This is a genomic window from Acinetobacter sp. GG2, assembly GCF_000292385.1.
Lineage (GTDB): Bacteria > Pseudomonadota > Gammaproteobacteria > Pseudomonadales > Moraxellaceae > Acinetobacter > Acinetobacter seifertii.
The window spans coordinates 46,570-64,673 of the sequence record NZ_ALOW01000039.1 but is presented as its reverse complement, the minus strand read 5'-3'; the positions used below and the strand labels follow the sequence as shown (position 1 = coordinate 64,673).

Here is an 18,104-nt window from a genome sequence, read left to right as displayed (position 1 = left end):
TTGAATTGTGTTAAGGTAGCTTACAAGAATATCGTTATTATGCTTGGAAAAGCCTTATGAGCAAAACAACTCAAGAAAATCCAGCAGTCGAGAATTCTGCTCAGGAAAAAGTGTCAAATACATCAAAGTCGGCTTCTAACACGGCTAAGCGTAACAGCACTACTCCTAAAGCAGCAACTAATACACAAAAAACGACACGTACTCGTTCAACGACTGCACCTGCACGTAGCCCTCGTAGTAAGAGCGCTGCTTCAGCAACCCCGTCTACATCTTCAAATGTAGCTGCAGCACCAAAAGCAACAAAAACCAAACCTTCTGTTCAACAGGATAAAACCATGAGTCAAAACACTGTTCGCCGCGTTGCAATTATTGGTGGCAACCGTATTCCATTTGCACGTTCAAATACTGCTTATTTCAAAGCGTCTAATTCTGACATGCTGACAGCAGCATTGAATGGTTTGGTTGAACGCTTTAATTTACAAGGTAAGCGTATTGGTGAAGTTGTTGCGGGCGCTGTTTTGAAACACAGCCGTGATTTCAACATGACTCGTGAAGTTGTATTGAGCACAGATCTTGCTCCTGAAACTCCTGCTTATGACATTCAAATTGCATGTGGTACAGGTTTACAAGCAGCTTTTGTCGTTGCCAACAAAATTGCACTTGGTCAAATCGATGTAGGTATCGCAGGTGGTGTAGATACAACTTCTGACGCGCCGATTGCTGTAGGTGATGGTTTACGTAAAGTTTTACTTGAGCTCAATGTTGCTAAGACTGGTAAAGACCGCCTTAAAGCTTTAACAAAAATTGATTTTAAAAAGCTTCTTGATGCACCAAGCAACGGTGAACCACGTACTGGCCTTTCAATGGGTGAGCACCAAGCAATCACTGCTTTAGAATGGGGTATTACTCGTGAAGCACAAGACGAGCTAGCTGCAAGCAGCCATCAAAAACTTGCTGCTGCTTATGAGCGTGGTTTCTTTGATGACTTAATGACTCCTTTCTTAGGTCTTAACCGTGACAACAACTTACGTGCAGACAGTACAGTTGAAAAACTTGCTAAGTTAAAACCAGTTTTCGGTAAAGGCGAAACTGCAACAATGACTGCAGGTAACTCAACTCCGTTAACTGACGGTGCTTCTGTTGTATTGCTTGCATCTGAAGAATGGGCAAAAGAAAACGGTCATGAAGTTTTAGCTTACCTTTCTTTCTCTGAAACAGCAGCTGTTGACTTCATTGGTAAGAACGGCCCTAAAGAAGGCTTATTGATGGCTCCTGCTTATGCAGTACCTCGTATGCTTAAGCGCGCTAACCTTAAACTTCAAGATTTCGATTTCTACGAAATCCATGAAGCATTTGCATCTCAAGTGTTATCTACATTGAAAGCTTGGGAAGATGAAAAATTCTGTAAAGAACGTCTTGGTTTAGATGCACCTTTAGGTTCAATTGACCGCTCTAAACTTAACGTAAATGGTTCATCTTTAGGTGCAGGTCACCCATTTGCTGCAACTGGTGGTCGTATCTTGGCTACTGCTGCGAAATTGATTAATCAAAAAGGTTCAGGTCGTGCATTAATCTCGATCTGTACAGCAGGTGGTGAAGGCGTTGTAGCAATCGTAGAGAAATAATTTTACGATTCACCCAAAAAAGCACCCTAATGGGTGCTTTTTTACTTTAACTAGTTAATTTTAATGAAGTGATGCAGCTTTAGCATTTGGGAAAAACTTATCTTCAATATGGTCATAGCACCACTGGAAAATAAAGGTATAAACCAAAATACATAAGGTTAAGCCAATATCTAAAATAAAGGCATCGATCACTGTCATCTGCATCATATATGCAATCATTGGAACAGTCGCAATCAGCAAACCACCCTCAAAACCAATCGCATGTAAAATCCGCACAGGGATCGTTCTGTCCCAATTATATTTATGCTCTACTTTTTCGAAATAGTGGTTAAAAATCATATTCCAGAAAACTGAAACCACTGCCATAAACACACCGAGTGTTCCGGTCACTTCCATCGGCATGTTAAAAATAAAACTTAATGCAATCGCAATGATGACCAATAAAATTCCTTCATAACTGATTGCATGAATGAGTCTTCTCTTGGAAATCAACATTTTTAAATACTCAATAATTACTTGGATAATGTGTATTTTATTTTTATAATTTTGATTAATCCAATCAGATTCTTTCAGTTTTTTTGACAGATGAATATAAATCAAGAACAATTGCTCATGTTTCAGGCCGTGATTGAAACTGGCTCCTTTTCAGCAGCAGCACGCAAACTTGGAAAAGTTCCTTCTGCTGTAAGCATGTCTATTGCCAATTTAGAAATCGATTTGAACCTGACATTATTTGAACGTAAAGGTCGTGAACCTACCCCAACAGCTGAAGCACGAGTGCTATATGAAAAAACGGCGCAACTATTAATTGAAATGAATCAATGGAAACAACACGCCCATGCATTAAGTACTGGTCTTGAACCAAACCTCACTATTGTTGTGGTATCTGAGCTGTTACATACCAATTGGACTGACTATGTTTGCCTGTTAGAAAGCCGCTTCCCTGACCTACAAATTAATATTGTGTCTGCCCCTCAAGAAGATGCACTTCACATGTTACTAGATGGCTCTGCCCAACTGGCCCTTATGTTTGAACGTGAGCATTTAGACAATAGAGAGCAGTTTGTAGAACTCAAACGTGAAGCTTTAATTCCTGTTATTTCAAAAACCCATCCGCTCGCAAGCCAAGAGTATGTTTCTTATGAGCAGATTTTGGGTACGAGACAAATTGTGGTGGCAAGTCGAGATGAGACGTTAAAACCTGAATTATTATTTTCAAAGCATTATTGGCGTACAGACAACCACCACTCCGCATGCCTAATGATTTTACGTAATTTAGGTTGGGGGGTACTGCCACAAGAAATGTTTAAAGAAAACCCTGAGTTAAACAACAAGCTAAAAGCATTAGATGTATTTGATTTTACACCGTATTTTGAATATTACGTCGACTTAGTTTGGAGCCGTGAAAATGAACTTGGTGCTGCTGCAAGGTTTTTGATTGACTATATTCGCAATAAGCGAATGCAGCAGGTCCCTTAAAATAATTTCAATTTAGATGCACAACATAAACGTTTTTCTTTGAAACATAACAATTGATATATCGACAGTATGGATAGAGTTTGTGCTATAAAGAAAACATAAGATTTATTACTGAAGATGTTGAATATCAATGACTCATACAGCACTTGACCAATTAAAAACATTAACGACCGTTGTTGCTGACAGTAGCGACCTTGATGCCATTCGTAAATTTCGTCCCTTAGATGCTACAACGAATCCTTCATTAATTACGGCAGCGGCAGAACAACCTGAAAGTAAAGAGCTCATTGAAGATGCTTATTATCAAGCCAAAGAAGAAGGCTATAAAAGTGATGAGTTGATTGAAAGAACCATTGATATTTTAACCGTAAAATTTGGCGTAGAAATTTTAAAACTCATTGAAGGCCGTGTTTCGACAGAAGTTGATGCTGCCCTTTCATATGACACCGAAGCAACCATTAAAAAAGCGCATGAATTATGTGAACTTTACAAAGGTTATGGTATTGATCAGTCACGTATTCTTATTAAAATCGCGTCGACTTGGGAAGGCATTCAAGCGGCTAAGGTACTTGAAGCTGAAGGGATCGCTTGTAACCTCACGCTGCTTTTCGGTTTACACCAAGCTCAAGCATGTGCAGATGCTAAAGTAACTTTAATTTCACCATTTGTAGGCCGTATTTTAGACTGGTACAAAAAGGCTGAAGGTGTAGACGCTTACCCAATCGAAAAAGACCCAGGTGTGGTTTCAGTTAAGAAAATCTACACTTACTACAAGCAGCAAAATATTCCAACTCAAGTGATGGGTGCGAGCTTCCGTAGCATTGATCAAGTGCTTGGCCTTGCAGGATGTGATTTGCTAACGATTTCACCGGGGCTACTTACCCAGCTTGAGCAAGATACACGTACAGTTGATGCAGCTCTTGATGCGACTAAATCAAAACAAGCAGAGGGTATTGTTAGACCTGCTCAAGATGAACAAAGCTTTAAAGACGAACTTAATCATGATTTAATGGCATTCCAACTTTTACAAGGTGGTGTTGATGGCTTTATTAAAGCTCGTGACCAATTAAGTTTTTTATTACGTCAATCTTTTGGAATTGATGCAGAAATTAAACCTTAAAAAACTGCACTTTTCATACAAAATTGCCGATTTTTGTTATCATGACAAAAATCGGTTTTTTATTGGGTTTCTTGTGTTCGGCATAACAGATATAACAACATATATTATTGGTACATTCCTAATTGTGTTATTACCCGGACCCAATTCCCTTTATGTGATGTCAATTGCTTCACGCTACGGGATTAAAACCGGATATATGGGTGCACTTGGTATTTTTACTGGTGATCTTATTTTAATGCTCTGTACCGTACTGGGTGCTGCTTCTTTATTAAAAGCATTTCCTTGGGTTTTTATTATTCTTAAACTCGTTGGTGCACTTTATCTGTCCTATTTAGGGTTTAAGCTTTTACAAGGCAGTATTCAACGCTGGAAACTACGTAATCAACCACAACCAGAAATGGCTGATTTACCTACTTTAGATAAAATTCACCCGTATAAAACTGCCTTAAGTATTAGTTTACTTAACCCGAAAGCGATTTTATTTTTCTTATCTTTCTTTGTTCAGTTTATTAATCCAGATTACGCTTATCCAGCTTTAAGTTTTTTAATTTTAGCGGTTATTTTACAAATTATTAGCTTTAGCTATTTAACAGCGCTTATTTTCTCTGGAATTAAGCTCTCGGCATTTTTTAAACAAAACCATAAAATTGCAGCAAGTAGTATTTTCTTGGTTGGAATTTTATTTTTTGGATTTGGTTTAAAGTTGGCAACTTCAACGATGTAATCTGCCTAACCTATAAAGATGAACATACTGAACTTTTAAAATGCCAGCATGCCATCTGTTTTGACTTCATTGAGTACAAAGAATGTTCTAACCTGCCTTACTCCAGGTAAGGCAATAATTTTCTCACTATGAAATCGGTTAAAAGCAGCCAAATCTTTAACGCGAATTTTTAGAAAATAATCGACTTCTCCAGCAACTAGATAACATTCTAAAACATTCTCCAAACCACCCGATGCCTGTTCAAACGCTTGAAAGCTATCGGGTGTTGAACGGTCTAGTACCACACCCACTAATACAATTGTTTCACGCTGTACTGTAGCTGGATTAATTCGCGCACGAACATCTAAGATTGCCCCTATTTTAAAAAGACGCTGGGTATGATTCCAACAAGATGAGGTGCTTATACCTACAAGTTTTGCCAGTTCGGCGTTACTTAAGCGTCCATTTTCTTGTAAACAACGCATAATTTTCAGATCAAGCGGTGTTAAATTTTCAGCTTGTTCATCCATAAGAACAATATCCAGTATTCATTAATTTTTATGAAATGAATAATAGCATTTATAGCTATTTAAAAAATATTATTTCATTTTTAAGATAAAAATAGAAAGCACCTTCTTAAAAAAAATTGTTAGATTTAGCTAGCTGAAAATGTAGGCAGAAACATATTAATTTTTCAGGGATTTAGAACATTTAGCCATGCAAAAGATTCTTCAAGATTTTTCTATTCCAGCTGTATTCGCGGGTTTCATTACCTTTCTTATTGGTATTAGTGTTTCGGCTATTTTAGTGATTCAGGCCGCCCAAGCTTTAGGTGCTTCACCTGAACAAATTACCTCATGGTTTTGGGCTTTAGGTTTGGGTCTTGGTTTATCAGGACTTATTCTTTCTTGGAAATTCAAATACCCTGTAGCAACAGCTTGGTCTACTGCTGGTCTCGCCTTAATTATTGCAACTGGCGGTGGATATAGCATAAATGAAGCAATTGGTGCTTTTTTAGTTGTTGGTGTACTGACTGCAATTTTAGGTTTTTCAGGAATTTTTCAAAAAGCACTTTCATATATTCCTCAAAGCTTGACCAGTGCCATGCTTGCAGGGGTTTTACTCAAATTTGGTATTTCACTTTTCGCAAGTTTACAAAATGATTGGGTATTCGTTTTATCTTTGCTCGTCATTTATATCATTACAAAAAGATTATGGCCGCGTTATAGCATCGTGTTCACAGCACTTGCTGGTGTTGTGCTCTGTCCTGTGTTTTTAGACTTTCATATGCCTACACTTCACTGGTCTTTGGCTAGACCTGTTTGGATTAGTCCTGTCTTTAGCTGGTCGGCTCTTTTGGGCTTAGCGTTACCTCTTTTTGTGATTAGTATGGCTTCGCAGTATTTACCCGGTATTGCCATGATTAAGAGTTATGGCTATAAACCACATGTTAACCAACTCATTGGCTGGACCGGTTTAACCCAAGTTTTGCTTGCACCTTTTGGTTGTTATAGCGTCAATATTGCCGCGATTAGTGCGGCTGTATGCCTTGACGATCAGGTTCATCCTGACCCAAGCAAACGCTATATTGCTGGCATAAGCTCTGGTTTTTTCTATGCATTGATGGGACTATTTGCAGCAACACTGACAAGCTTGCTCATGTCTTTTCCTCATATTTTTATTGTAGCTTTAGCAGGTATTGCATTACTTGGTACAATTAGCCATAACATTGCGCTTGCATTTGGCCCTGTTGAAGACCGTGAGGCCGCATTATTTACCTTTTTATGTAGTGCTTCGGGTATCCAATTTTTCGGTATAGGTTCGGCATTTTGGGGTCTGATTGTCGGTATTATTGTATTTGTAGTTCTTAAGTTTAAGGCTAGAAAATAAGGCCTAAAATAAAAACTTTGCGCTTAACCATTTAGAGCATTTCATAAACAGTTAAGTGCAAAGTCTTATTAAATTAATTAATTGCGTTTTTATCCCAAAAAGCTTGGCGTATTTGTGGCATTGCATTTAAATGGTTAATAATATGCTGTGCTTCTTCTGTCTCAATTGAAGTCGCAATAAGCGTCACCTCTATCTCAACTTCTTTCTCTCCAAAAGGTGTCACATCAATGTCTTTAGCAGGATAATTGTGATGCTTCAACGTTAGGTTTAATTCATCCATAACCACTTTACTCTGACTGCGGTCACATATGATGTAAATGACATGCAAGACTTCTGTGTCATCGTCTAATGGACGGCGGTCAATGATATGAACAATCGGTCTCAATAGCGTATTGGCAGATAAAATAAAAGCTGTTGCCAGTATAGCTTCAATAATTAAATCGGAACCTGCCGCCGCTCCAACCGCAGCAGAACACCACAAAGTCGCTGCGGTATTTAAGCCATGGATATTACCTTCTTGACGCATAATCACACCTGCGCCCAAGAAACCAATCCCTGAAACCACATAAGCAATGACCCGAACAGCTCCATCTGCTCCAGTAAGATTTGTTGCAACATCCACAAAAATTGCAGCGCCTACAGCGACCAGTACATTGGTTCGAAGACCAGCAGTCCGTTGCCTATATTGACGTTCAAATCCAATTAATGCTCCTAAAACAAAAGCAACTGAGAGACTAATTAAAGTATCAACAATATTGGATAAATCTGCATGTTGTAGAAATTGCAACTTCATCTTGCACCTATAGTTTTATTGCCAGCCGTAACGGCGGATATAGATTTTTTTTACCCATTGAGTAATACACATATAAGCAATCAAAATGAATGGCAAATATAAGAAATAACTTAATGGTAGAGCTTGTAGTTTTAAATAACTTGCTAAAGGCCCCATTGGTAAGAAAATACCAATACACATAATCACCACTGTCATGACTAACAGTGGGGTTGCGGCACGACTCTGAATAAATGGAATCTTAGCCGTACGGATCATATGAACAATCAATGTTTGAGTGAGTAACCCTACAACGAACCAACCAGACTGGAATAAAGTCTGATGTTCGGGCGTATTTGCCGAAAATACAAACCACATCAAACAAAAAGTGATAATGTCAAAGATTGAGCTAATTGGTCCAAATACCACCATAAAACGACCAACTTCTTCAGGCTGCCAACGCTGTGGTTTTGCTATTAATTCTTCATCAACATTATCAAAAGGAATCACGATTTGTGATACATCATAAAGTAAGTTTTGGATGAGTAAATGAATAGGCAGCATTGGTAAAAATGGAATAAAAGCACTCGCAATTAATACCGAAAAAACGTTACCGAAATTTGAACTCGCCGTCATTTTGATGTATTTCAACATATTGGCAAAAGTTCGACGACCCTCAATTACACCCTTTTCAAGTACCATTAAGCTTTTTTCGAGCAAAATTAAATCTGCTGATTCTTTAGCAATATCTACAGCAGTATCTACAGAAATACCAATATCGGCAGCACGTATTGCAGCAGCATCATTAATACCGTCTCCCAAGAAGCCAACCACATGACCATTTGCTTTTAACTGATCAACAATACGCTCTTTATGTACTGGACTAAGCTTCGCAAAAATATGGTATTGCTCCACTGCTCTTTTGAGCTGCTCATCGGTTAAGGTTTCAACTACACCACCTAACAGAACTTGATCATAATTCAGACCAATTTCTCGGCACACTTTTTGAGTTACAAACTCATTATCACCTGTAAGTACTTTTACGGTTACACCATGAGCATGCAAACTTTGCACTGCTTCTCGAGCAGACTCTTTAGGTGGATCAAGAAACGCAACATAACCAATTAAAATGAGATCACTTTCATCAACAACCGAATAATTTTCCTGATTATTATCAAACTCACGATACGCTACAGCAACAACACGTAAGCCATCACGGTTATAACGTTGAGTTAATGCTTCAATTGCCACTTCACGTTGTTTTGTTAAAGGTTCTACTTTGCCATTTACTTCAACATAACGGCAAACTTTCAACATTTCCTCAACTGCGCCTTTAGTAATCATACGCACTTTTTCTTGAGGCGTTTGTACCACGACTGACATACGGCGGCGATCAAAATCAAAAGGAACTTCATCTAACTTCTTATAACGTAACTTTTGCGTTTTGATCTGATCATCTACAGCTTCTAGCACAGCCACATCAAGCAAATTTTTCAAACCAGTTTGATAGTAACTGTTTAAAAATGCCTGCATGAGCACAAAGTCTGATTTTTCACCATTTACATCAATATGTTGAGATAAGAAGATTTTGTCTTGAGTGAGCGTTCCAGTTTTATCGGTACATAAAACATCCATCGCACCAAAGTTTTGGATTGCATCTAGACGTTTAACAATCACTTTCTTTTTAGATAAAAAAACCGCACCCTTTGCTAAAGTTGAAGTGACAATCATCGGTAGCATTTCTGGAGTAAGACCAACAGCAACTGATAGTGCAAATAAAAATGCCTCAGTCCAATCACCTTTGGTAAAGCCATTAATGAACAGTACAACAGGTGCCATCACCAACATAAAGCGAATGAGTAACCAACTGACTTTGTTGACACCCATTTGAAATGCTGTGTTGCTTCGATCAGTAGCCGTAACTCGGTGAGCGAGTGCACCAAAATATGTTTGAATACCCGTACTTAAAACAACTGCTTGAGCCGAACCAGAAACAATATTGGTTCCCATAAATACAATGTTATCTAGCTCTAAAGCACTCGTTTCTTCGAGATTTTTCTGTAAAGGAAATTTCTCGACAGGCATCGATTCACCAGTCATTGCAGCTTGAGAAACAAACAAATCTTTGGCATTTAAAATTCTGCAATCAGCAGGAATCATATCTCCCGCCGATAGTAAAATCACATCACCTGGCACCAAATATTGAATTGGCATTTCAAATTGATGGTTGGTTTGATTCTTAATATCAATACCATAGCGCTCATGCATAAGCGCTAAAACTTCTGCACTGACTTGATGACGCAATACTGTAGCAGTATTGCTCACCATTGCCTTTAAAGCATCCGCAGCTTGATTTGATTTTGCTTCTTGCCAATAACGAAGTAGCGTCGAGAGAATAACCATCACACTAATGATGGTTGAGCCAGTTAAATCATCAGTAAAGAAAGCAATTAATGCCAAAAGGCTAAGCAAAATATTGAACGGATTGCGGTAGCAATACCAAAGATGTTGCCACCAAGTTAATGGTTTCTCATGAGTAATCTCATTAAGCCCCACAGCCATTTGCTGGGTATGTGCTTGCTCTTCTGTAAGCCCTGTGAAGTGAGTATCGAATTGTTTTAATAAGTCACCTGTTTGGGCTCTTGATGCATCGAGCAGACGCATAGATAAGTTTTTGCTAATTTCTTGAGCATAGCTTGATTGATGTAGCTCTTTAAAAGATCGATTACGACCAAAAAAACGCATCAAATGAAATCTTTGTAAAAATGCTGTGAAGAGTCGTTGCCAGAATTTCATCACGAAATCCTCCATTTTTTAGGCGTACAAAGCTCTCGACCTTATTGAGAAATAAAGTCTATAAAAATTTAAAATTTAGAAAGGAATAGGAGATCGTAGACTTACGATGAAGAAGAGAAAATTAGCCCAAAGCCAAACCAACGCTGACGAAAAGTCACAGGTTTGAACATAGCTCGGATACTTTGAATCGTATGAGACGAATTATTTACCAACATTGAAGTTTGGTAGGCATAGCTGTGTGTGGAAGCATATAAAAACATTGGCTTCTCCCCATTTCTAGCGAGAAACTAAACAGATAAGCGCTTGAAGTACTTGATTACAAATAAAGTAATTTGTATAGGTTTAATCTAATTTTTTACAAAGCTATCTCATTGCAAGATAGCCCTTCCTAAAGGTGATCTTGCTCAGTATTGGCTTTGGTTTAATTGATAATTAAACTCGAACCTCGAACAACTACCCATTTAGGATCTCCATTAAATAAACTCGCGGCAAGTATATGTTTTACTCTCTAGCACACAAGTTTATTTTTGTAATTTTTTATTAACAAAAATTTTAATCAAGCCCTATAACTCTCTTACAACTACTGTTTTCGCCATCTTGTCATGCCATCCTTGCTTTTTCGGATCAAACGCCACCCAAAAAAGACCGATACAAAACACTAAAATGGATGGAATATATCCAATATAACGAATGATCGATTGCATCAAAGTTAACTTATTGCCTGTTTTTTCATCGAGAACCTTTAAACGCATTAAACGCTTACCTGGGGTACCCGCAAGATAGATCCAACATAAAACGGTGTATAAAAACGGAAAAGCATAATTCACGATCAAATCAAAACCATAATTTTGAGGTTTACTGCTCAAACCAGTAGAAAATATCAAATCATAATCGCCATGATAAAAAATCCATGCTGCAGGTATAATTGCTAAAAACATGATAAGGCTATCTATAATCATTGCCCCAAATCTTAGCCAGAACCCTGCATATTCGTATTTATAACTCATGCATACACCTCACTTTTCTTATGTTTTTACTTTACACCAAACACATAACTTCATTTTAGTTTCATCGTAAAGGAAACGTTTTTATTTTTAAATACTTGAAGTAATTTTTTAAGTTTATTAAGAATTGCCCTAAATTTTTTCGAAATCCTACGCGCATCACATTAAAATAAAATAGATCATTTTTAAGTATTTTATAAAAACAAAACTCTAAATAAAGTAGCTTAATTATTTTCATTTGATTAGGCATATATAACAGCTAAATATTTCCAATAGAAAAACATCGATTTTTCGTTCTTTTTTTAAAAATAAAGCTGCACAAAAAAGCTCTAAACTAATAATAATTTAAAGAGGCTTGAAGTTAATATGCTATTAAATTTTTCAGAATGTTAAATACCACCAAGAAACATGATAAAGATCATATTTCTTATTTAACTTCAAAATAATGCTTTTCAGTAACGAGTTTTATTTTTAGATTTTTATATAATCGATCTTTGGCATTCTCGAGCGAAGGTACTACTTTTTCTGCAAATTTATCATCAGCCATAAGCCTTGCATAAGTTTTGTAGCCGATTACTAACTTTTCTGGCTCTTTACCTGTTTGTTTAAATTCTTCAATAAGCTTACTTACTTTCTTTGCTGTTAAATCTGCCATATGGTCGCTCCCCCTCGATATACTATTTGGTTATACGAGTTCAGTGTGACAAAAATATGAAAAAGTAATTTATTGTAAAGTTCATCTAAAAAATAAGTTTTCAGTTTAATCTCTACTATCTTAATATTTATATTTAAAAACCTTATAAAACAACGAAATAATTAAACTTCATTTAATTTGATTGCGACTTAATTGAATTGATTTGTACCTTTAAACAAATGTGTTACTCTTAAAGTAAGAAAAGCTTCATACATATAACAACTTGTAAATAAGAGGAATAACATTATGAATTATCAACATATTATTGTACCTGTAGATGGTTCAGAAATTTCTTTGGCAGCAGCACGTCAAGCTGCTCATATTGCTAAGGCTTTTGGTAGTATAAACTTACAGCGATTAGTCTTGTTGCAGTAGACCCATTTAGCGGTGTCGATTTTTATTACATCTCCCCTGTTGTAAAAGATTACTTTGTTGAAGCTCGTGCAAATGCTGAAAAAACACTGGCTAAAGTAAAAGCTTTATGTGCTGAAGAAGGTGTTGATATTGATACAGAAATTATTCAGGGTGAAATTTCATCTGACGGTATTTTAAAAGCTGTAGAAGACTTAAAATCAGACTTAATTGTTATTGGTTCACATGGCCGTAAAGGTTTCCAAAAACTTATTTTAGGTAGTTTTGCGCAAGATGTTCTTAATAGCACCAAAATTCAGGTTTTGGTCGTTAAAGAATAATTTCTTGATGTTAAGGAAAAGCCTAATCTATATCTATGGATTGGGCTTTTCTTTTTAAACTGCATAAATTTTACACAGACTAAAAATCAATATAGAATACCAACCTCGTTTCCTATTCTTTGTGAGTCACGCCAATGAAGTAAGTCCTTTTTCTCATCAATTTTCCTTTTTTTGATGTGCAAAATAGACTATTTCTTAGTGGCTTAACGTCTTTATTTAAAGTTTAACTTTCCTATTTTGTACATCCTGTATTTATGAGGTTTTAATGACTCAGCAGGCATGTGTAATATCACAACTCACTCTAGAATTTCCTTCGAAAGTGATGTTTAAACAATTGAATTTCTCACTAGAGTATCGCCAAGTATCCGCTTTAATTGGTCGTAATGGTCAAGGTAAATCCTTACTTATGCAATTGCTCCAAGAAGTTTGTCCCACTGAGGAAATGCACATCAGCGGTCAAATTACTTGGCAAACGAAGCATGCATATTTATCTCAATTAATGCGTCTTTCTTCATCCACCATTGCAGAAGCTTTAGAGATCGATCATCTCTACAATGCCTTGCAAAGAGTAGAACAAGGCGAAGCTGAATATGATGATTATGATTTATTAGAGGGCAAATGGGATCTTCCTTCAGTTTGGGAAACTTTATTGCGATCGGCACAACTACCAACCGATTTAAAATTTCCAGTTCATCAATTAAGTGAAGGACAAAAAACCAAGTTAGCGTTAGCAGCATTATTTTTAAAAACCGACCACTATCTATTGCTTGATGAACCAAGTAACCATCTCGATCAAGATGCTAGACAATGGTTGATTACTCACCTAAAAAATCATCCGGCAGGTGCTCTTATTATTAGCCACGATCTGACTTTACTCAATGAAGTAGACCATATTTACTATTTAAATGAACATGGTTTACATCACACTACTGGAAACTATGATTTTTTTTATGAGCAATATCAAGATCAGATTGAGTCTTTAGAGCAGTCGGTGCATCAACATCAACGTGAAGTTAAACACATAAAGCAGAAGCAACATGATGTCTTAATGAAAGCACAAAAACGTGAACGTGCTGGTAATAAGCTTCGTGATTCAAATTCACAAGCCAAAATTTTACTCGACTTTAAAAAAGAACAGGCTGGACAAAGCTTAGGAGCAATACATTCTCAACATCAGCGTCAAATTGATCAAAGCCAGCAAGACTTAAAGAATAAAAAAGTACTTCTGGAAACCGTTAAGCCCCAGCAATTTGTCTTCCCCTCTTTTCAAAAAAGGTCAGGAGAAATTCTCAGGGTTCATAATCTAAAACTCAACTATGGCACACAGCAGCCAATTAATTTCGCACTCAAAGCTTCTCAAAAACTTCACTTAGTTGGTCGCAATGGTATTGGTAAATCAACTTTGTTGAAACAGATTGTTCAAAGTAGTTTATTGCCTACCGACGAAATTAGCCTATTTGTAAATTGTTTTTATCTTGATCAGAACTTTAGCTTTTCGTTAGATCATCTATCAGCAGTTGAAAACCTAAGGAATATTAATTCGAATATTTCCGAATTGGAGTGGAGAAATTTACTAGGTCAACTCAGGCTCCGTGGTGATAAAGGTACCCATCCTTTAACTCAACTGAGCGGCGGCGAAAAACTAAAAGTAGCTTTATTAGGTTTGAGTCATGCAGAGACTATGCCTGAACTTTTATTACTCGATGAACCAGAAAATCATTTAGACATCGAATCAAGAGAACTTTTTGCAAAAGCAATTTCAAGCTATGAAGGTGCTGTATTAATTGTTTCTCATGATTCAAATTTTGTTGATAAATGCGGAATTGTAGAAAAACTTTATTTAAACTGATTCTATTTTTAATCTATACATAGGCTCGATAGTTTAGAGCTTATGTATAGATTATCTCTGTCATTTTATATTTTTATTATCTAATATTTGCAAATCTAAATTAAAGGACACTGTTCTATTTTTACGTGCACTATTTCGCATTTGATATACTTGGATAATATAATCACCATCGACGGGCAATACTATTTCTCCGGAAGAACCTAATGTCGAACCCACTAACAAGGCTTGATCTTTGCCTGGCTTTTTACCTGGAGCAAAAATATTAACATAAGCTAAATTACTATAACTATTAATATTGAATTTTAAAACTTGCCCACTTTTTGCAAACACTCTATATCTAACATCATCATAACCTTGAAACTTTCCAGTTAATGTCGTTTGATGTGAACCTTTTAAAAAACTTACTTTTGTTTCAACATTCTTAGCAAGAACTGATAATGGTATAGATGAAATTAAACCAGATAATAATATAGTTTTAATGACTTTTTTCATTTTTAATCCTCAACATTATTTTGAATAATTATATGAAATATACTTTTTATTAAGTTTTAATTTATGTATAAATTTGATGTGTACCGTTTGAGTTTGTAAATCATTTTCTTATAGCTTAAAAAATAGATGTCACTAAACTTTAACTTGCCAGCCCAATAAAACCAATTTAGAATCCGCCCAACGAATTTCTGGGGGCTTCATTGTGAGTACTTGCTCGATTGATAGAATTAAATCATCGATTCATATCTAAGTATCCACTACAGCCCCTGGCTCTCTTGTGGATCTAAGAGAGTCCCCACCTTATTTTATTCTTATTCATCAGTTTTGTTTACAAACTAGCAAATACTTACATGTGCTCTTTGCTGTATTGGAGTCATCAATGCTATTTCTGAACTTAAAAAAATCTATTGTCTTTGTGAGTACTTGCTTAGCCTTTATTTCAAGTTATGCTGGTCGACCAATGGTTGTCGATGATGCTTCTTTAGTTCCTGCCCACACCTGTCAGCTTGACTCATGGATGCAGAATAACCCTAACGATAAGGAATATTGGGTCATCCCTTCTTGTAATATTGGTGGTAATTTTGAATTTGGTATAGGCATGGGCCGTCATTTTTCTGACGACACTGGTAATGCGACTTATACAACTGTGCAAGGAAAAACACTCTTAAAACCACTTGAGACGAATAACTGGGGAATTGGTTTTTCATTTTCGACTCAAATCAGTAACAACCATACTTCTGAAAAAGATTGGACTGTGAATGTTCCCTTAAGTATTTCTATGTTAGATGACCATTTCTTGGTACATACAAATGTGGGTTGGCTTAAAGAACATACCACTCACCGCGAACAAACTACTTGGGGTGTGGGTACAGAAACATTTATTACGAAACCATTAACATTTACTGCCGAAGTTTATGGAAATGATCGAGACGATTCATTTTATCAAACTGGCATTAAATATATGTTGTACAAAGATAATGTCCAGTTCAATGCAAGTTATGGTAACCGTTTAAATAAAACCAGAGATGACTCATTTTTCTCTGTCGGCCTAATCTTTGTGACTAATCCACTTTTTTCTAAATGAAATGATCATTAAAAAAGCCCATCTCAGGATGGGCTTTTGTTTTATGAATCTTTATCTAGCGAATGTGGCGTTGTAGTTTTATCTTGCTGCTTCGTATCATTCTCGCCTTGGCAACCTATAACAGAGATTGATACGATTGCTACTAAACTTAGAGTAGCTATTATTTTAGTCATATTTTACCTCATACAATTTCCATTGATTAGCTAATAAATACTGGCTATCAATATTACGATCAGCATAGGTTTATAGACTTTTTTGTTTTATCTACATAGAAATGTAAACTGAAACAATCCACTGTAGCCAAAGTAAGACACTATTTTAGAAATTGTATAAAGCCACTACTTATAACTTTTCACTAATCCGAGTAATGCAATTCGTTCTGTTCTAATCGTAAGAAACACAAAAATCTAGCTTATCTTGAGGTTGTTTAAAGCATGTCCATGCATCTTTTTCAGGTTTATCAACAATTTTTTTTGTCTTTAAATTACGATAATAAATGTGTGCATCTTTTAAATTAGATAAGTTACTTCCGACAGAAACACATGGGTCCTCGTTTGAACAAATATTTGATTCTTTAATAAATACTTTAGTGTTAGGAAAAATTAATCTTTCAAAGTTAGATGTTGAGTTATTTGTAGAAGAGAGTAAGCAAGTCTCTGTAGTATTTTTACTATTTACGACAAAACAACTTTTACTGACCTCGAAGGGCTCTTGAGCGAATGTCCCCGTTGCATAAGGCAATAGAAATAAAGTAATAAGGCGCTTCATGTTCTTTCTCTCTGTATATTCGATATTTAGCCTAAAACTGCCTATTAATATTTAGACTATATTTAACTGAGTTGCCTATAATACCTCTATTAAGTTTAGTTAAATATTTACTATTTGATAAATTTTACAAAATATTGAAAAAACAGGTAAACAACTGATATATCAAATCAAAAAATTATTGATCTAAAATTTCCCAATCAGTTCCAATTTGTGCCAAAGCAGGTAGTTCATCACTATTAAAAACATTATTTTTACTATCAATAGCGAATCGATAGAGTGGAACTGAATCTGCCTCCGTTTTTTTAAAAAAACTAAAATCTTCGTTGATATGGATTAAGTCCTCTGAGCTATTATCTACTGCTATTTTACTTTTACCCACACCTAAAGGTATATGTATATAACTTTCACAAGTAACATGAACTCTATTGCCATCCAAATCTTGATATGAACATTTCATATTTAAGCCTTTCAATAATTTTTATAGATGTGTAGGAAAACTTAACATGCTATGAACATAAGTTATGGATTTTTTTATGATGTAATTGTTTAAGTATGTATATCATGTTGAAAAGTGAACTGTTTTCTCTAATTAGGATTGATAGAAATTTTCAAAAAAGCACCGTTATCGGTGCTTTTTGTTATTTACACTTTCCATGAGGACTGTTTATTTCTTCTTTTAAAGAATCAATATCCATTTTAATTAATTCTTTATCATTTGCTAGTTCTCGACCAGATTTCTTCATGAAGGTTTTATACTCCTTAAATCTAGCAATAAGAAACTCATTATATTGTAGTTCAGATTGCATATAGGTACATTCTATTGAATCTAGCTTTTTTCTTTGTGCACTAGTTAAATTTTTGTTCGCATTCTTTTTGATAAAAGCGTCTCTTTCTGCCTGAACTACATGAATTTTCTCTATAAGATTATAATACTCGTCTTCAAAACTTGTGTGTGAAGCAGCCATACTATTAGTACAAATAACTAAGCCCAAGATAAAAACTCTTGATTTCATAATATATAATATTCACTTATCATAATTAAAAAGTGCATATTATAAGACAATCATGATCAAATAAAGTAAATAAGTTATATAAAGAAAACCGCCCCAGAAGGCGGTTGCTGAAATTTTCCAGCGATT

At 35.8% G+C, this 18,104-nt stretch carries 18 protein-coding genes and 1 pseudogene; 8 read left to right on the top strand and 11 right to left on the bottom strand.

The window, feature by feature from the left end:
- Positions 1–56 precede the first annotated feature (56 nt).
- On the top strand, positions 57–1,625 hold the full coding sequence (locus B554_RS0114895; RefSeq protein ID WP_004701062.1) for an acetyl-CoA C-acetyltransferase: 1,569 nt from the start codon (positions 57–59) through the stop codon (positions 1,623–1,625).
- A 60-nt stretch (positions 1,626–1,685) separates the two neighbouring features.
- Here the strand turns inward: B554_RS0114895 and aceI are convergent, their stop codons facing one another.
- The gene (gene aceI / locus B554_RS0114890; protein ID WP_151819556.1) at positions 1,686–2,120 is read right to left on the bottom strand and encodes a chlorhexidine efflux PACE transporter AceI; all 435 of its coding nucleotides are present in this window, start codon (positions 2,118–2,120) and stop codon (positions 1,686–1,688) included.
- A gap of 90 nt (positions 2,121–2,210) precedes the next feature.
- Between aceI and B554_RS0114885 the strand changes: the two genes are divergently transcribed.
- The 3 genes from B554_RS0114885 to leuE all read left to right on the top strand — a co-directional run bounded on the left by B554_RS0114885 (position 2,211) and on the right by leuE (position 4,948).
- Positions 2,211–3,104 carry a LysR family transcriptional regulator gene (locus tag B554_RS0114885; RefSeq protein WP_019458674.1) on the top strand — a complete coding sequence of 298 codons (894 nt, stop codon included), beginning with the start codon at positions 2,211–2,213 and terminating at the stop codon, positions 3,102–3,104.
- Between the two features lie 130 nt (positions 3,105–3,234).
- On the top strand, positions 3,235–4,224 hold the full coding sequence (gene tal, locus B554_RS0114880) for a transaldolase (protein WP_019458673.1): 990 nt from the start codon (positions 3,235–3,237) through the stop codon (positions 4,222–4,224).
- Between the two features lie 73 nt (positions 4,225–4,297).
- Complete coding sequence (gene leuE, locus B554_RS0114875; protein WP_004701054.1) at positions 4,298–4,948, top strand: leucine efflux protein LeuE; 651 nt, start codon at positions 4,298–4,300, stop codon at positions 4,946–4,948.
- Positions 4,949–4,983: 35 nt separating this feature from the next.
- Here leuE and B554_RS0114870 read toward each other — a convergent pair whose 3' ends face one another.
- Complete coding sequence (locus B554_RS0114870; protein ID WP_004701051.1) at positions 4,984–5,457, bottom strand: Lrp/AsnC family transcriptional regulator; 474 nt, start codon at positions 5,455–5,457, stop codon at positions 4,984–4,986.
- Positions 5,458–5,644: 187 nt separating this feature from the next.
- Here B554_RS0114870 and B554_RS0114865 point away from each other — a divergent pair, with 187 nt between their 5' ends.
- Positions 5,645–6,817: a benzoate/H(+) symporter BenE family transporter gene (locus tag B554_RS0114865; RefSeq protein WP_019458671.1), complete on the top strand. Its 1,173-nt coding sequence runs from the start codon at positions 5,645–5,647 to the stop codon at positions 6,815–6,817.
- 73 nt (positions 6,818–6,890) lie between these two features.
- Here B554_RS0114865 and B554_RS0114860 read toward each other — a convergent pair whose 3' ends face one another.
- The 4 genes from B554_RS0114860 to B554_RS0114840 form a co-directional block, all read right to left on the bottom strand.
- Entirely contained in the window at positions 6,891–7,610 is a 720-nt protein-coding gene (locus tag B554_RS0114860) for an MgtC/SapB family protein (RefSeq protein ID WP_004701047.1), read from the bottom strand.
- Positions 7,611–7,625: 15 nt separating this feature from the next.
- On the bottom strand, positions 7,626–10,382 hold the full coding sequence (gene mgtA / locus B554_RS0114855) for a magnesium-translocating P-type ATPase (RefSeq protein WP_019458670.1): 2,757 nt from the start codon (positions 10,380–10,382) through the stop codon (positions 7,626–7,628).
- Between the two features lie 563 nt (positions 10,383–10,945).
- Positions 10,946–11,389 carry an RDD family protein gene (locus tag B554_RS0114850; protein WP_004701040.1) on the bottom strand — a complete coding sequence of 148 codons (444 nt, stop codon included), beginning with the start codon at positions 11,387–11,389 and terminating at the stop codon, positions 10,946–10,948.
- Positions 11,390–11,813: 424 nt separating this feature from the next.
- Positions 11,814–12,041 carry a hypothetical protein gene (locus B554_RS0114840; protein WP_004701036.1) on the bottom strand — a complete coding sequence of 76 codons (228 nt, stop codon included), beginning with the start codon at positions 12,039–12,041 and terminating at the stop codon, positions 11,814–11,816.
- A gap of 285 nt (positions 12,042–12,326) precedes the next feature.
- Here B554_RS0114840 and B554_RS0114835 point away from each other — a divergent pair.
- Both B554_RS0114835 and B554_RS0114830 read left to right on the top strand, forming a co-directional pair.
- Positions 12,327–12,772: pseudogene (locus B554_RS0114835) on the top strand (universal stress protein).
- Positions 12,773–13,037: 265 nt separating this feature from the next.
- Positions 13,038–14,621 carry an ATP-binding cassette domain-containing protein gene (locus B554_RS0114830; RefSeq protein ID WP_019458669.1) on the top strand — a complete coding sequence of 528 codons (1,584 nt, stop codon included), beginning with the start codon at positions 13,038–13,040 and terminating at the stop codon, positions 14,619–14,621.
- Between the two features lie 60 nt (positions 14,622–14,681).
- On the opposite strand, the gene B554_RS0114825 is transcribed toward B554_RS0114830, so the two are convergent.
- Complete coding sequence (locus B554_RS0114825; RefSeq protein WP_019458668.1) at positions 14,682–15,113, bottom strand: hypothetical protein; 432 nt, start codon at positions 15,111–15,113, stop codon at positions 14,682–14,684.
- A gap of 379 nt (positions 15,114–15,492) precedes the next feature.
- Between B554_RS0114825 and B554_RS0114820 the strand changes: the two genes are divergently transcribed.
- The gene (locus B554_RS0114820) at positions 15,493–16,197 is read left to right on the top strand and encodes a hypothetical protein (protein ID WP_019458667.1); all 705 of its coding nucleotides are present in this window, start codon (positions 15,493–15,495) and stop codon (positions 16,195–16,197) included.
- Between the two features lie 41 nt (positions 16,198–16,238).
- Here B554_RS0114820 and B554_RS0114815 read toward each other — a convergent pair whose 3' ends face one another.
- The 4 genes from B554_RS0114815 to B554_RS0114800 form a co-directional block, all read right to left on the bottom strand.
- The gene (locus tag B554_RS0114815; RefSeq protein ID WP_019458666.1) at positions 16,239–16,370 is read right to left on the bottom strand and encodes a hypothetical protein; all 132 of its coding nucleotides are present in this window, start codon (positions 16,368–16,370) and stop codon (positions 16,239–16,241) included.
- A gap of 211 nt (positions 16,371–16,581) precedes the next feature.
- Positions 16,582–16,965, bottom strand: a complete 384-nt coding sequence (locus B554_RS0114810) for a hypothetical protein (protein ID WP_019458665.1) — start codon at positions 16,963–16,965, stop codon at positions 16,582–16,584.
- Between the two features lie 175 nt (positions 16,966–17,140).
- On the bottom strand, positions 17,141–17,422 hold the full coding sequence (locus B554_RS0114805) for a hypothetical protein (protein ID WP_019458664.1): 282 nt from the start codon (positions 17,420–17,422) through the stop codon (positions 17,141–17,143).
- A 181-nt stretch (positions 17,423–17,603) separates the two neighbouring features.
- Positions 17,604–17,957, bottom strand: a complete 354-nt coding sequence (locus tag B554_RS0114800; protein WP_227501331.1) for a hypothetical protein — start codon at positions 17,955–17,957, stop codon at positions 17,604–17,606.
- Positions 17,958–18,104 lie beyond the last annotated feature (147 nt).

What these genes read in the sequence shown, in the direction of transcription:
- B554_RS0114865 (WP_019458671.1), top strand. Translation starts at nt 5,645, where the DNA reads ATGCAAAAGATTCTTCAAGATTTTTCTATTCCAGCTGTATTCGCGGGT.
- B554_RS0114840 (WP_004701036.1), bottom strand. Translation starts at nt 12,041, where the DNA reads ATGGCAGATTTAACAGCAAAGAAAGTAAGTAAGCTTATTGAAGAATTT.
- mgtA (WP_019458670.1), bottom strand. Translation starts at nt 10,382, where the DNA reads ATGAAATTCTGGCAACGACTCTTCACAGCATTTTTACAAAGATTTCAT.
- B554_RS0114820 (WP_019458667.1), top strand. Translation starts at nt 15,493, where the DNA reads ATGCTATTTCTGAACTTAAAAAAATCTATTGTCTTTGTGAGTACTTGC.
- tal (WP_019458673.1), top strand. Translation starts at nt 3,235, where the DNA reads ATGACTCATACAGCACTTGACCAATTAAAAACATTAACGACCGTTGTT.
- B554_RS0114885 (WP_019458674.1), top strand. Translation starts at nt 2,211, where the DNA reads ATGAATATAAATCAAGAACAATTGCTCATGTTTCAGGCCGTGATTGAA.
- B554_RS0114810 (WP_019458665.1), bottom strand. Translation starts at nt 16,965, where the DNA reads ATGAAGCGCCTTATTACTTTATTTCTATTGCCTTATGCAACGGGGACA.
- B554_RS0114895 (WP_004701062.1), top strand. Translation starts at nt 57, where the DNA reads ATGAGCAAAACAACTCAAGAAAATCCAGCAGTCGAGAATTCTGCTCAG.
- B554_RS0114805 (WP_019458664.1), bottom strand. Translation starts at nt 17,422, where the DNA reads ATGAAATGTTCATATCAAGATTTGGATGGCAATAGAGTTCATGTTACT.
- B554_RS0114815 (WP_019458666.1), bottom strand. Translation starts at nt 16,370, where the DNA reads ATGACTAAAATAATAGCTACTCTAAGTTTAGTAGCAATCGTATCAATC.
- B554_RS0114825 (WP_019458668.1), bottom strand. Translation starts at nt 15,113, where the DNA reads ATGAAAAAAGTCATTAAAACTATATTATTATCTGGTTTAATTTCATCT.
- B554_RS0114830 (WP_019458669.1), top strand. Translation starts at nt 13,038, where the DNA reads ATGACTCAGCAGGCATGTGTAATATCACAACTCACTCTAGAATTTCCT.
- B554_RS0114870 (WP_004701051.1), bottom strand. Translation starts at nt 5,457, where the DNA reads ATGGATGAACAAGCTGAAAATTTAACACCGCTTGATCTGAAAATTATG.
- B554_RS0114850 (WP_004701040.1), bottom strand. Translation starts at nt 11,389, where the DNA reads ATGAGTTATAAATACGAATATGCAGGGTTCTGGCTAAGATTTGGGGCA.
- B554_RS0114860 (WP_004701047.1), bottom strand. Translation starts at nt 7,610, where the DNA reads ATGAAGTTGCAATTTCTACAACATGCAGATTTATCCAATATTGTTGAT.
- aceI (WP_151819556.1), bottom strand. Translation starts at nt 2,120, where the DNA reads ATGTTGATTTCCAAGAGAAGACTCATTCATGCAATCAGTTATGAAGGA.